This window comes from Streptomyces tateyamensis, assembly GCF_003205575.1.
In the GTDB taxonomy this organism is placed as follows: Bacteria; Actinomycetota; Actinomycetes; order Streptomycetales; family Streptomycetaceae; genus Kitasatospora; species Kitasatospora tateyamensis.
Genome location: NZ_PYBW01000013.1, coordinates 35096 through 49355, shown reverse-complemented (window position 1 = coordinate 49355; position 14260 = coordinate 35096). Strand labels below are relative to the sequence as shown.

Below are 14260 nucleotides of genomic sequence, written 5' to 3'. Positions count from 1 at the left end.
GAGGGTGACCGAAGAATGAAGATCATCCTCACTCACGAGGTCTCCGGCCTCGGTGGCGCCGGCGACGTCGTCGAGGTCAAGGACGGCTACGCCCGCAACTTCCTGGTCCCGAACGGCTTCGCCATTCGCTGGACCAAGGGCGGCCAGAAGGACGTCGACGCCATCCGTCGCGCCCGCAAGATCCACGAGATCCAGACCATCGAGGCGGCCAACGAGGTCAAGGCCACCCTCGAGGGCCTGCAGGTCAAGCTGACCGTGCGCTCCGGCGACGCCGGCCGCCTGTTCGGCTCGGTCACCCAGGCCGACGTGGTCTCGGCCGTCAAGGCCGCGGGTGGCCCGCTGGTGGACAAGCGCGCCGTCACGATCGCCTCGCCGATCAAGACCGTGGGCACCCACAAGGTCGCCGTCAAGCTGCACGCCGACGTGACCGCCAACCTGGACGTCACCGTCGCCTGAACCACTGGTTCGCAGCGGTAGTCGTACCGAACCCGAGGGCCGGGCTCCCCGTGTGGGAGCCCGGCCCTCGGGCGTTGGCAGGACGGCCCGGCCCGGCGTGGCCCGGTGACGCCGGCTCAGGCCCGGACCGCGCCGGTGACCAGCCAGGCGCCGGTGCGGCTGCGGGCGGCCAGGAAGCCGGCCCGCACCAGCATGAAGAGGTTGATCGCCCCCCAGAGCCCCGGCAGCCCCCAGCCCAGGGCCGGCACCGCCAGTGCCACCGGGGCGAAGACCAGCAGGGTGGCCAGCATCGCGCGGGCCAGGTAGGGCCCGTCCCCGGCGCCCATCAGTACCCCGTCCAGCACGAAGACCAGTCCGGCCACCGGCTCGGTCAGCGCCAGCAGCAGCACCACCTGGGCCAGCTGGGCGCGCACCGCCGGGTCGGCGGTGAACAGCGGCAGGTAGAGCGGGCGGGCCAGCACCACCAGCAGGCCGAGCAGCACCCCGGAACCGATGCCCCACTGGACCATCCGCCGGGTCGCCGCCCGGGCCCCGGCGACGTCGGCCCCGCCCAGGTAGCGGGCGATGATCGCCTGACCGGCGATGGCGATCGCGTCCAGCGCGTAGGCCAGGAAGCTCCAGAGCGCCATGGCGATCTGATGGGCCGCCATCTGCTGGTCGCCCAGGTGTGCGGCGACCGCGGTGGCGAGCAGCAGGATCGCCCGCAGCGAGGCGGTGCGAACCAGCAGCGGGCCGCCGACCCGGGCGCAGGCGCGGATCCCGGCCGGGTGGGGCCGCAGTCGGGCGCCGTGCCGGCGGGCACCGCGGAGCACCACCAGCAGGTAGACCGCGGCCATCGCGGTCTGCGCCAGCACGGTGCCCCAGGCGGAGCCGGCCACCCCGAGGCTGGCGCCGTAGACCAGCGCCGCGTTGAGGGCCAGGTTGGCGGAGAAGGCGCCGACGGCCACCAGCAGCGGGGTGCGGGTGTCCTGCAGCCCGCGCAGCACGCCGGTGGCGGCCAGCACCAGCAGCATGGCCGGGATGCCCAGGGCGCTGATCCGCAGGTAGTCCACCGCGTACGGGGCGGCGGTCGGCGAGGCGCCCAGCGCGGCGGCCGTGGCGGGCGCCAGCAGGAAGCTGGCCAGCGCCACCGGGACGGCCAGCAGCAGGGCCAGCCAGAGGCCGTCCAGACCCTGTTGGACGGCGGCCCGGCGGTCGCCGGCCCCGATCCGGCGGGCCACGGCGCCGGTGGTGGCGTAGGCGAGGAAGACGAAGAGCCCGGTGAGGGCGCTGAGGGCGGCCGCGGCGATGCCCACGCCGGCCAGCTGGGCGGTGCCCAGGTGGCCGACGATGGCGGAGTCGCCGAGCAGGAAGAGCGGTTCGGCCACCAGCGAGCCGAAGGCCGGCAGGGCCAGGGCCAGGATCTCCCGGTCGTGCCGGCGTATCGGGGTGCTCACGGGACTCATGGTACGTACCGTAGCCATCCACAGGTAAGTGGTGCAAGGCATAAGTGACGCTTACTAGAACCTATGATCGAATATCTGTTCGGACAGTTCGCCGCGGTCGCCCGCTGCTGTGTGAAGTTTTTCTCATGCACAGCCGGTGGATAGTGTCATCGCAGGTCAGTGCATTGACGCCGGTTCGATCGTCTGGTTATCCACAGCTCTGTCCCCATGCTTGTGCACAGGTTTCGGGCAGTTGTCCACAGTGGAACCCCCGTCGTCCACAGGGGGTGTGGATAACCGTCTTGGTGCGGACCGGGCCCGCCCCTTAGCGTGGGCGCTCAGCCGACGCGCCGGGCTGCCCCGGCGGCCGATCCGTCGGTGCCGTGGCGTATGAAGGAGGTGGACCGGACCGTGACCGCGTCCGTCCCTCCAGGCCGCCGCGCCTTCGCTCCACACTCGCACCGCTCGCTGATCGGGGAAGACGCGTGACCGGTCCCCAGTACGACGACCACGACATGCCGCCCCCGGAGGACGACTGGCAGCCGACCGACGAGGCCTTCGGCGCCACCTTCCCGGTCCAGGGCCCCAGCGACCGGCTGCCGGTGACCCGCAAGCGGGAGGACGCCGTCGCATTCGGCGGCGGTCGCAAGCGGGACGGCAAGGGCGGCCGTGACGGCGGCCGGGACCGCGACCAGGACCGGGACGGTGGTCGCGAGGGCGGTGCGGAGGGCTTCGAGCGGGTCCCGCCGCAGGACCTGCCGGCCGAGCAGTCGGTGCTCGGCGGCATGATGCTGTCCAAGGACGCCATCGCCGACGTGGTCGAGGTGCTCAAGCCGCTCGACTACTACCGCCCGGCGCACGAGCTGATCCACAACGCGATCCTCGACCTCTACGCCCGCGGCGAGCCGGCCGACCCGATCACCGTGGCCAGCGAGCTCACCAAGCGCGGTGAGCTCACCCGGGTCGGCGGCCCCGGCTACCTGCACACGCTGGTCAACTCGGTGCCCACCGCCGCCAACGCCGAGTACTACGCCGAGATCGTCCACGAACGCGCCGTGCTGCGCCGCCTGGTCGAGGCCGGCACCCGGATCGCCGGCATGGGCTACGCCGCCGAGGGTGACGTGGACGAGATCGTCAACGCCGCCCAGGCCGAGATCTACGCCGTCACCGAGCAGCGCACCAGCGAGGACTACGCCCCGCTGGCCGACATCATGGAGGGCGCCCTCGACGAGATCGAGGCGATCGGCTCCCGCCAGGGCCAGATGTCCGGCGTCCCCACCGGCTTCGCCGACCTGGACGCCCTCACCAACGGCCTGCACCCCGGCCAGATGATCGTCATCGCGGCCCGCCCGGCGATGGGCAAGTCGACGCTGGCACTGGACTTCGCCCGGGCCTGCTCGATCCACAACGCGCTGCCCAGCGTGATCTTCTCGCTCGAGATGGGGCGCAACGAGATCGCGATGCGCCTGCTCTCCGCCGAGGCCCGGGTGGCGCTGCACCACATGCGGTCGGGGAACATGACCGACGACGACTGGACCAGAGTGGCCCGCCGGATGCCGGAGGTGACCGCGGCGCCGCTGTACATCGACGACTCGCCGAACCTGTCGATGATGGAGATCCGGGCCAAGTGCCGCCGGCTCAAGCAGCGCAACGACCTGAAGCTGGTGGTCATCGACTACCTCCAGCTGATGCAGTCCGGCGGCTCCCGCCGGGCCGAGAGCCGCCAGCAGGAGGTCTCGGACATGTCCCGTAACCTCAAGCTGCTGGCCAAGGAGCTGGAGGTCCCGGTGATCGCGCTCTCCCAGCTGAACCGTGGCCCCGAGCAGCGCACCGACAAGAAGCCGATGGTCAGTGACCTGCGCGAGTCGGGCTCGATCGAGCAGGACGCCGACATGGTCATCCTGCTGCACCGCGAGGACGCCTACGAGAAGGAGTCCCCCCGAGCCGGCGAGGCCGACCTGATCGTGGCCAAGCACCGTAACGGTCCGACTGCCACCATCACGGTGGCCTTCCAGGGCCACTACTCGCGCTTCGTGGACATGACCCGGGACTGAGCCCGGTGCCGGGGGCGCCTGTGTAGGGACCACGATTTCGTGAGCAATATCGGCTGATCATGAGCACGTGACGAGCAATACCGGTACTGGGTGAGCAATGGCCCAGTATCAGACGCTCTCGCTAACGAGTCCCGGAGTCCGACGGACGAGGGCCACAAGACGTACTGAGGCGGGCACGCCAATGCCCGCCTCAGTCGAGGGTCGATACGCAACCCGTGATCACACATCGAGCGTATGACCCTCACTGCCAGGCCGCCTAGGGACTGTTCTGAATTCAGATCATGATTGCGCCGGTTCGTGCTCCTGGGCGGCCTGGCGGCTGGTAGAACGAGTCCATGACGCGCGGCGATCTGACGGACAGTGAGTGGGAGCTGGTTGAGCCGTTCCTGCCGGTGGCGGCGACGGGACCGATCCCGGACCTGCGGCGGCAGTTCGACGCGATCATGTGGCGGTTCCGGGTGGGCAGTCCGTGGCGGGACGTCCCCGAGCGGTACGGCAACTGGTCGACGATCTACGGCCAGTTCGGCACCTGGGCGCGCAGGGGAGTCTTCCAGGCGTTGATGGAGGGGATGATCACCGAGGCCGCCGCGCGCGGCCAGGTCGACTTGTCACTGGTCAGCGTGGACTCCACCGTCTCTCGTGCACACCATCACGCCGCTGGGATGGTCGTGGACGCCGAGCTGCTGGAGGAACTGGAGAAAGCCGTCACGGAGGAAAAGGGGCTGCTACGAAGGGACAAACCGGGTCGATAGCAGGCCGGGGCGGCGAGCACGACGAGGCGGAGGAGTCCCGGCGGGCGGCGAAGCGCCGGCTACGTCGGCGCCGCCGGGCCCGGCTCAAGGCGGCCGCACTGGGGCGTTCGCGCGGCGGGCTGACCACGAAGACCCATCTGGCTGCCGAGCGGCGGTGCCGCCCGTTGTCCTTCGTGCTCACCCCGGGCCAGAGCGCGGACAACCCGCAGTTCATCGCCGTCATGGACAAGATCAAGGTACGCGGCCCGGTCGGCCGGCCCCGAACGCGCCCCGACGCGGTGGCCGCCGATAAGGCCTATTCCGCTCGTACCACCCGGGCCTACCTGCGCCGACGCCAGATCAAGGCAGTCATCCCGGAGAAGGACGACCAGGCCGCCAACCGCATGAAGAGAGGCCGCGATGGCGGACGGCCCGTCAGTCACGACGCCGATCTGTACCGCGATCGCAACACCGTCGAACGGGCCATCAACAAGATCAAGGACTGGCGGGGCCTCGCCACCCGCTATGACAAGACGCCCGCCAGCTTCGAAGCAGGTCTCCACCTGCGCGGCTCCATTATTTGGCTCCGCAGCCTGAAACCCGCACCATGATCTGAATTCAGAACAGGCCCTAGCGGCACCACACGTGAGGAGAACAACATGGCGATTCAGATCACAGCTGTCCGGCTTTCGGGTGGCGACAAGCACGAGCACATCGTCCACCTGTGGTGGACGGATCGGGCTGACGGGAACGCCGGCGACAACTCGCGGGCCTCGATCGTCGCGTGGATCGAGACCGGCGGGAAGGCCTACACCGACGACGGTCGGGGTAACCGTGCTGACGTTGCCGTCGTCACGCCCGAGCGGGGCGAGAAGTACCTTCGGACTCATGCTGACGGCAAGTGGAGCGACAACCTGCTGGCGCTTCCCCGACGCTAGTACTCCAGCGGTAGATCGTGATCATGGTCGCGCTGTCCCGGGGCGATGGCGACGTGGTTGCTCGCGGCCTACTGGTCGACGAGGTGGACCTGGACAGGTTGAGCAGGCACTATGCCGCGATGAGCACCATCATCGAGTTCTACGTTGCGCCGGACGACGAAGCGGCGGCCACCGTTGTGGAGCATGGGCCCGCCGGGATCTTCGAGTCGCTGTCCTGCGGCAACTTCGACGTCGAAGAGGCGTTGATGGAGTGGGAGGGCATCTTCACCGGTCGTAGGTTCGAAGAGCTTGTTGCAGCTGGCGAACCGCGAGTGGTGGCTGACCCCGACGACGGGGAGGGTCCGTTGATCCTCGTCGTCTCCGGGCCCCTCCAGGACGCGCTTGCCGCTGCGGATCCGCTCAGGCTTGCCGAGGTCGGCGCGCTGTGGGTTCGGGAACGGGCAGCGGAGGGCGAAGAGTTCGACCTGGAGATGGCGACCGAACTGCTGGGCGACCTGGCTCGTCTCGCCCGCGCGGCCGATGAGCACGCCGGCTGTCTGTACTGCTGGTCGGCCTAGGTTCCGGCTATGGTTCGTGATCTTGCTGGTGGGGGCCGGTGCGGACATGGGTGCGGCCACCGTTGATCATCAGTGTGTGAAGACAAACGATCATGCGGTGGCCGCAGGTCACAGCGTAGACCCTGCCCGTTGGCAGGCATCGTTCGAGGTCCTGATAGGCCGGATCGCGGGCCGGTTCACGCGGGTCGAACCCCGCCGCCGGATACGGTCACTGGTGCTGGGCCTGCTCGCGGACCTGCCGCGTAAGAACTGCTGGACCATCGCCGAATGGGCTGGGGAGGCCACCCCGGACGGGATGCAGCACCTGCTCAACCGGGCCAAGTGGGACGCCGACGCGGTCCGCGACGACCTGCGCGACTACGTGGTCGAGCACCTGCACGATGACCAGGCTGTTCTCGTGGTCGACGAGACCGGCGACGTGAAGAAGGGCAGCCACACGGTCGGCGTCCAACGCCAGTACACCGGCACCGCAGGGAGAATCGAAAACTCCCAAGTCGCCGTCTACCTGGTCTACGCAGGCCGGCGCGGACACGCCGCAGTGGACCGCGAGCTCTACATCCCGCGCTCGTGGACCGACAAGCCCGACCGCTGCCGGGCGGCCGGGCTCGACCCGGACACCGCGTTCGCAACCAAGCCCGAACTGGCCACCCGCATGATCACCCGCTTCCTGGACGCCGGCCACCGCTCCCCCTGGGTAGCCGGCGACGAGGTCTACGGCGGCAACCCCAAACTGCGAACCGCCCTGGAGGAACGCGGCACCGGGTATGTGCTGGCCGTGGCCTGCAACCACGAAGTCACCACCCGGGCAGGGAAGTTCCGCGCGGACATCCTCGCCAAGAAGCTCCCCAAGCGGGCCTGGCAGAAGCTGTCCGCCGGAGCCGGAGCCAAAGGACAACGCTTCTACGACTGGGCCCACATCGCCCTGCCCGACACCGCCCCCGGCCACCACCACCTGATGATCCGCCGCAACCGCACCACCGGCGAACTCGCCTACTACCGCTGCTACTCGCCCCAGCCGGTGCCGCTGACGACCCTGGTGCGGGTCGCGGGATCAAGATGGCGGGTCGAGGAGACCTTCCAGGCCGGCAAGGGCCTGGCCGGCCTGGACGAGCACCAGGTCCGCCGATATGCGTCCTGGTCGCGCTGGGTCACCCTGGCCATGCTCGCCCACGCCTTCCTGGCCGTCGTCCGCGCCGACGAACACACCCACCAGCCCGGCCCCGACGATCTGATCCCGCTGACCTGCAACGAGATCGCCCGCCTATTGATCGCCCTCGTCGCGGAGCGCGCCCACGGCACAGCCCACCGGCTGCGCTGGTCCCACTGGAGACGCCGCCACCAGGCCCGATCCCAAGCCAGCCACTACCAGCGCCAAGCCGCGGCACCAGCATGATCACGATCTACCGCTGGAGTACTAGTGCTGAGCGGGCGGGGGCGGATCCCTGAGCTCCCGTTCAGGGCCCAGGGATCCGCCTCCTGCCTCTGTAGTCAGGCCGCGTGAGCTTTCGGCGGAACGACGGTGAGCAGTATCGGCTGATCATGAGCAATAGGTGATCAATGTCGATACGAAGTCCACGGCGAGGTGGACCTTCTCGAGCAGAAGGTGGGCCTCGCCGATCTTTCCCAATTTCGAGTGCTCGGCCGCTTCTACAGTGCGGACATGTCCGGACGAAGTGGAGAGAAGCGCCGTCTTGGCGGCGGAGAACCGATCGCCTGGGTCCGTTACGAGGACGGCGGCGTCCTCGCCCATGACGTTGCACGCCTCCGGCTGCAGGACTTTCACCAGTCCGAGCCCTGGAGAAAGGTCCGCTCCCGGCACGGCGACAAGCACTTCTCTGGGGCCTACGCCTCAACGACCATGGGGAAGTTGGTGGTGCACGAGAGCCGGCTGGAGCTCGCCCGATTGCTGCTGGCGGACTTCGATCCGTTGGTGCACCACATCTACGCACAGCCGTTTCGCCTGGTCGCACGGGTCGGAGGGCGGCCCCGACATCATGTCCCGGACTACCTGCTGGTGTCGACGACGGGCGCGGCTCGGCTGGTGAACGTGAAGCCGGCGGAGCGCTTGACAGACCCGAAGATCGCGGAGGCACTGGCGTGGCCTGGTGAGATCGCCGAGCGGCGCGGCTGGGAGTACGAGATCTGGTCGGGGGTCGATGTCGTGGTCCTGGAGAACGTCCGCTTTCTGGCTGGGTATCGGCGCCCGGGGGTCGTCCCACAAGAGGATGTCGACCGGGCCTGGGTAGGCGTGCGCGATGGTGAACGACTGGCTGAGGCCGAGTTGAGGTTGGCTGCGGGCCGCCCGAGGTATGAAGCGAGGCCGCCGCTGCTGGCATTGCTGTGGTCGGGGAAGTTGACCACTGATCTGACGCGTCCGTTGTCCGGCGAGTCGGTGCTTCGGAGGTCGATGTGAGCGGATGGACGACGACCTTGCGCCCGGGCCTGCCGCTGACCTTCGATGGCGAGCAGTTCACTGTTGCCGAGATCGAGGGCCGCAGGGTGCTGCTACAGCAAGTAGGGGTCCTGGGGGAGCCGAAGTGGCGGCAGGTGGACACCGCGATGCTCCTGTCACATCCCACAACCCGGATCCTTCTCGACACGCCGGAGCCGGAGACTGCCGTTGCGGCCGTACTGGGAGCGCTGAGCGAGGACGAGGACGATGCACTGACGCTGAAGTACCGGCACGTCCAGGAGGTACTCACGGGATACCGGCTGGGCTGCGCTGAACTGGCCCTGGAGGGTGAGCCGCGACCCGCATATGCCCCTGGTGTCCCCATGATGCGGCGATACGCGGCGAAGGCGGCCGAACTGGGGGTAGGCGAGAGCACGGTCCGCCGATGGGCTGCCCTGGCCGAGTTCGGCCCTGCCGGACTGGTGAAGGAACGTCCCACGACGGACGTGTTGGACCGGGCCGATCCCCGCTGGCTCGACGCGGCCAGGGAAGCGGTCGCCCGTTACGTCAAGGCCAGCCGACCGGTCCGCGACCTGCTCCTTCTGGAGATTGAGGAGCGACTCGCCGAGAAGCAACGCGACGCCGAGAAGAACGGCGAGGACGCCGAGAGAGTCCTCTCACCTGCGCGGACTACCGCTTACTCGATCTTGCGGGCGCTGGACCGAGGCACGAACGCGTTCACTGGCAGCACCAAGGGGAAGCGATCGATCGCGAACCGCCCGCAGGGCACTTACGGGAGATTGCGGGCGACCCGTCCGGGTGAATACGTCATCTTGGACACCAACACCCTGGACGTCTTCGCGATGGAGCCGGTGACCTGCCGCTGGGTGCAGTGCGAGCTCACCATTGCCATGGACCTCTACGACCGCTGCATCACCGGCCTACGGCTGACCCCGGTGTCCACGAAGGCGGTGGACGTGGCCGGCGTGCTGTTCGAGACGGTCCGCCCACGCAGCCCAGCCAGGTCCGGAACTGCTGAGGCGCTGCCGTACTGCGGTGTCCCGGCCAACATGGTGGTCGATCCCCGCAAGCTGGTGGACGCCGCGGTCGACGGTCAGCCGCTGCTGCCAAGCGTCGCGGCGGAGACCATCGTCTTCGACCACGGCAAGATCTACCTGTCGAACCACATCCGCAGCGTCTGTGAGAAGTTCGGCATCTCCCTGCAGCCGGCCCGGCCCTACACCCCTACCGACAAGCCGATCGAACGCTGGTTCAGGACCCTGCGTGAGGGACTCCTCGCGGCGCTCCCGGGCTACAAAGGGCCGGACGTCCACAGCCGGGGCGAGAAGGTGGAGGAGGAAGCGTTCTTCTTCATCGACGAACTCGAGGCGATCATCCGCGAATGGATCATCTTGGTCTATCACCGGCGCCACCACCGCGGGTTGGTGATCCCCGAGTTCCCGAAGCTGAAGCTGAGCCCGCTGGAGATGCTGGAGCACGGCATCAACCGAGCAGGCCCGCTGACCATCCCGATCCGCCCAGACACGGTCTACGAGTTCCTGGAGGAGGCACACGTCACCATCCAGCACTACGGGGTGCAGCACGACACCCTGATCTACAACGGGGACTCCCTCAACGACTTCCGCAACAAGCCTAGTTCGGCGCGCGGTCCGGAAGCGGGAAAGTGGCCCATTGCGATCGATGCTGGAGACGTCACCCAGGTCTACTTCCAGGACCCGCGGGACAAGACTTGGCACACGCTTAAGTGGGAGCATGCTGCGGCCATGGACGGCCCGGTCAGCCGCGAGGCCGCTGGCTACGCGCGAAGGCTCGCCGCGAAGACCCATCGCTTTCCTGACACCCGGCGCGCCCTGGTCGAACTGCTGGACCGATGGGGAGCCGGGCTGACGGCAGGGGCCGCCGAGCGGCGTATGGCTGTGCGCCTCTCTCAACAGCGTCTGCGCCTGCTCGGGCAGGGGGAGGCAACGGACGATGCTGCGGCACTGCCCACGGCCCGGCGAGTTGCAGCGCTTTATGCCGACACTGTTCAGTCGCAGCGGGTCGTGGAGGGCTCCATTGACCCGGATTCGGCTCTCACCGGGGAGGACCTCGGCGGGGACGACGACGAGGACGAGGAGTGCGACGCGCCATTCCCCGGCGATGATCAGGTGTCGCTGGCGGAGGAAGAAGACTTCTACGCCGACGCCTGGGAGAGCCGGTGAATACCGAACCGGGGCGGGACTGTTTCGAAGGCGACGACCGGCAGTACTCGCCTACTCGGCTCAAGGGGTTGCTGGAGTTCGTCTACGGCGCTGACCGGGCCAAGCCTGAGCACTTGACCAAGGCCGAGAGAACTGCGCTGTCCGCGCAGGACCTGGTGCGCTACGACGATCGGCGCGTGGTCTGGCACGCCAACATCGGCCCGATCAAGACGCCTCAGCTGTTGGAGCTCCACAATGATCTCGCCGAGATCGTCGACTCGAACCGGCACGACGGAGACAAGGCCAAGCCTGCCGTCTTGGTTGATGCCTATCCCGGCTTGGGAAAGAGCACCGCAATCCTCGACTACGCCCGCGACTACTATCGCCGCCAGGTCGCCCTGCGAGGCGAGACCACACCTGACGGGCAGCGCCGTGTACCGCTCATCTACGTCGCACTGACCGGGAACACTCACATCCGGGGGCTGAACGCCGCCATCTGCCGCTTCTACGGCCTCCCTGATCGCGGTGATGCCGACACGCTCGCTGAACGCGCCAAGGACGCTGTCCTGACCATGAAAACGGCCGTCTTCGTCGTCGACGACATCCACTTTCTGGCCCCGTCTCATACCAACGCCAATGCCGTCCGGATGGCCAACCATCTCAAGTTTCTCTCGAACACGTTCCCGGTCACGCTCATCTACGTCGGTGTCGGGGTACGGCAGCGCGGCATCCTGACCGAGGGACACGCTCCGGAGCAGACGCTGTTCGCGCAGTTCGGACGCCGAACCACACCGCTGACCCTGCGGCCCTTTCAAGTCGAGGACGAGCAAGGACGACAGGAGTGGCGCCGCCTCCTCCTGTCGATCGAGCGTCAACTCGTGCTCTCCGAGCTGTATCCAGGCATGCTTGCTGACGACCTCAGCGACTACCTGTTTGCGCGCTCCAGCGGTCACTTCGCCTCACTCATGGCCTTGATCAACCGGGGCTGCCTACGAGCCATCCGTACCGGACACGAGCGGCTCGACACCGAGCTCATGGACAAGGTGAAGAACGATGCGGCAGCAGAAGAAGCCAGGCGGGAACTTGTCGCAGCCATCGAGGCCGGATTGCTGACCTCTCGGCCGAAGAACCGGGCTCAGCGGAGACGGACTGCCTGATGACCTGGTCACCGGACCGCATGCCGATATTCGTACCGCCGATTCCCGGCGAAGCCCTGGACAGCTGGATCGAGGCATACGCCTTCCGGCTTCACACCAATGCCTCGGGCTTGCTGAGCTTTCTCAACCTCACCCGATCCCGGCCCCGTCGCATGGTGGTTGCGCTGACCGAACATGAGCGCGACGCACTCTCGCGTGCCACCGGAATGGAGCCGGCAGTTCTGACTCGCATGACGCTTCACCCACAGGACGGGGTTTCCATCGCCGTCCGCGCCCAGACACGCGGTCTGGCACGCGCGCCGACCTGGCGCGGCAGCAGCGGCAGCCGCTACTGTCCCTCCTGCCTCCACGAGACAGAAGACCGCTGGCAGCTGAGATGGCGCCTGCCATGGTCTTTTGCCTGCCGCCAGCACAGCCTGCTGCTTCTCGACACCTGCCCAGCGTGCGGAGCGCGCCCAATCCCTGCCGGCCGCCACGGGCATGTACCCAGCCTCGGGCGAGGCCGTTGCGCGCACCCACTTCGAGACAGTCCTACAGTGAGCGTTCCACGAGACGGGGCTGTGGTGGCCGCACAGGCCAAGATCGACGAGATCCTCGAGGCAAGCGACCTTAACTACGCGCGAGAAGCACTCCACGACCTCTACACCCTTGCCTGGAAAGCCCTCGTTGTCTTTCACACGCATCGAGCGGGACTCCCAGACCTGCTGAACGACGCGCTGCGAGAGTTCGACCGTGCACCCATTCTTCAACTCAACGGCCTCGGCTCCGAGGATGCCGCGACCGCTGCGGCCGGCACAGTGATCGCTCTGGCCGCCCACGCCGGTCAGACACCGGGCGGCAGCATCGTCCTGGACTGGATCACACAAGGAGACCGGCAGCGCTTCGTCACGGCTACTCCGTCGAGCGTCCTCCACACCTATCGACGCCTCAGCCCACCACTGATGTCCCGCGTGCTGAGGTCACTTGACTCCGGTCTGCAGTCTCACCACCGGCTCCGGTACGGAACAGCGACCTCAAACCCCGCCATCCCCAAGGCAACACGAGAAGACCTTCAGCGCCGAGCCACCATGATCCCGAAGCTGATGTGGCCCTCCTGGACGATCCGGCTCGCCGACAGCAACGCTCCCAATTACCAGCCCTACCCCCAACGGTGGACGCTCTCGTCACTCCTTCTCGTGGCACGAGCCCCTGTCTCCTTCACACACCCAGACGCATGCGCCATGCTCAGCATCCCCGCCAGCAAGAGGGCGGTCCAGATGCTGCTCGGGCCACAGAACGAAGGGCATCACGCGATCGTATCGGCCCTGGCCCAGCTCGCCGCCGGCCTGGACAGTGAGGGGTCCCCCATCAATTACGAGCGGCGCCGGGCACTCTTCGGGGCCCCCGATGCGGCTGTCCGGCTCGACAGCGAACTTCACCAAGACCTCAGCAAACGGCAGGGATGGAGACCACCTGGCGCGCGCCATCTCCGGCTGCTCGACCTGTACCTGCGATCTCTTCTGACCGGCTCAGATCTGACCAGCCTCGCAGGCAGGAGGATGGACTCTCCCACGGTCTGCACCGGCTGGAATGTGTTGCGGTTCCGCATGCATCCCGCCATCCAAGAGCTCATCAAACGCCAAGCTCAGGCGGTGCTCGATGAGCACGGCATCACTGATGAACCCATCTTTTGGGAACCCCCTGTCGAGTGGGTCACTGGTGTCACCTGGCCAGGGCAGGACCCCGACGACCTGAACGAGGTCGTGCGGCTTCTCAACGGCGCCGGTGCTTCTCTCGCCGAGGTCGCGACAGGAACCGGGCTGACCTTTGAGAACGTCCGGTTGTATTGCGATGCGACCGGGACAACCTTCCCCGAACTCCCCAGGCAGGAGAGGCGGCAGACCGATCCCACGCCGCGGGTCGGCGACCTGGGACCAGACCGGCTCCGCGAACTCTATGTGGAGCAGCAACTCTCGATTGCCAAGATCGCCAAAATCATCGGCACTAGCACCAGCGTCGTCCGCGGCGAACTCACCAGAATCGGCGTAGCGCTCCACCAACAAGGTCGACGAAGAGAACACTTCATTGACCGGGACTGGTTCGAGCGAGAGTACCTCGACAGAAGGAGGAGTATCGCTGAGCTGTCCGCTGAGTCTGGGGCAAGTCAGACGACCTTGTGTCGTGCTGCTGCAGGATGGGGCATCCCGCGTCGCCACCCAGCCACCAGGGCGATGAGTAAAACACAGGAACCCCAAGGGACTTGGAACAGCCCGCTCACTGTCGGCGATTCTACCTACGGGTCTGGGCCCGGTTGAGCGCTGAGCAGACTCAGCTGGAACATGGGCGGAAGCCGGGCGGCGCTCGTGGGCCG

Annotated in this window: 10 protein-coding genes and 2 pseudogenes; 11 read left to right on the top strand and 1 reads right to left on the bottom strand. The window is 67.5% G+C overall.

Annotation, left to right across the window (positions count from 1 at the left end; translation table 11 throughout):
* The first annotated feature begins 15 nt into the window (after positions 1 to 15).
* On the top strand, positions 16 to 456 hold the full coding sequence (gene rplI / locus C7C46_RS04110) for a 50S ribosomal protein L9 (RefSeq protein ID WP_110665776.1): 441 nt from the start codon (positions 16 to 18) through the stop codon (positions 454 to 456).
* Between the two features lie 116 nt (positions 457 to 572).
* Here rplI and C7C46_RS04105 read toward each other — a convergent pair whose 3' ends face one another.
* Positions 573 to 1901 (bottom strand): MATE family efflux transporter, encoded by a 1329-nt coding sequence (locus C7C46_RS04105; RefSeq protein WP_110665774.1) that lies wholly within the window; start codon positions 1899 to 1901, stop codon positions 573 to 575.
* 494 nt (positions 1902 to 2395) lie between these two features.
* Between C7C46_RS04105 and dnaB the strand changes: the two genes are divergently transcribed.
* From dnaB to C7C46_RS04060, 10 genes and pseudogenes are all read left to right on the top strand, one after another.
* Positions 2396 to 3934, top strand: a complete 1539-nt coding sequence (gene dnaB / locus C7C46_RS04100; protein ID WP_245984153.1) for a replicative DNA helicase — start codon at positions 2396 to 2398, stop codon at positions 3932 to 3934.
* A gap of 335 nt (positions 3935 to 4269) precedes the next feature.
* Positions 4270 to 5276, top strand: a pseudogene (locus C7C46_RS04095) (IS5 family transposase).
* 48 nt (positions 5277 to 5324) lie between these two features.
* Entirely contained in the window at positions 5325 to 5603 is a 279-nt protein-coding gene (locus tag C7C46_RS04090; RefSeq protein ID WP_110665772.1) for a DUF3892 domain-containing protein, read from the top strand.
* A gap of 23 nt (positions 5604 to 5626) precedes the next feature.
* Positions 5627 to 6160 carry a hypothetical protein gene (locus C7C46_RS04085; protein WP_245984146.1) on the top strand — a complete coding sequence of 178 codons (534 nt, stop codon included), beginning with the start codon at positions 5627 to 5629 and terminating at the stop codon, positions 6158 to 6160.
* A gap of 154 nt (positions 6161 to 6314) precedes the next feature.
* Positions 6315 to 7553 carry an IS701 family transposase gene (locus C7C46_RS04080; RefSeq protein ID WP_110665903.1) on the top strand — a complete coding sequence of 413 codons (1239 nt, stop codon included), beginning with the start codon at positions 6315 to 6317 and terminating at the stop codon, positions 7551 to 7553.
* 189 nt (positions 7554 to 7742) lie between these two features.
* The gene (locus tag C7C46_RS04075) at positions 7743 to 8573 is read left to right on the top strand and encodes a TnsA-like heteromeric transposase endonuclease subunit (protein WP_245984128.1); all 831 of its coding nucleotides are present in this window, start codon (positions 7743 to 7745) and stop codon (positions 8571 to 8573) included.
* Positions 8570 to 10774 carry a DDE-type integrase/transposase/recombinase gene (locus C7C46_RS04070; RefSeq protein WP_110665770.1) on the top strand — a complete coding sequence of 735 codons (2205 nt, stop codon included), beginning with the start codon at positions 8570 to 8572 and terminating at the stop codon, positions 10772 to 10774. Before C7C46_RS04075 ends, C7C46_RS04070 begins: the two co-directional genes overlap by 4 nt.
* On the top strand, positions 10771 to 11910 hold the full coding sequence (locus tag C7C46_RS04065) for an ATP-binding protein (protein WP_110665767.1): 1140 nt from the start codon (positions 10771 to 10773) through the stop codon (positions 11908 to 11910). The genes C7C46_RS04070 and C7C46_RS04065 overlap by 4 nt, the downstream gene beginning before the upstream one ends.
* Positions 11910 to 12323: pseudogene (locus tag C7C46_RS37670) on the top strand (TniQ family protein); the annotation flags it as partial. The gene C7C46_RS04065 and the pseudogene C7C46_RS37670, both read left to right, overlap by 1 nt.
* Positions 12324 to 12473: 150 nt before the next feature.
* On the top strand, positions 12474 to 14204 hold the full coding sequence (locus C7C46_RS04060) for a hypothetical protein (RefSeq protein ID WP_245984126.1): 1731 nt from the start codon (positions 12474 to 12476) through the stop codon (positions 14202 to 14204).
* The last annotated feature ends 56 nt before the right edge of the window (positions 14205 to 14260 follow it).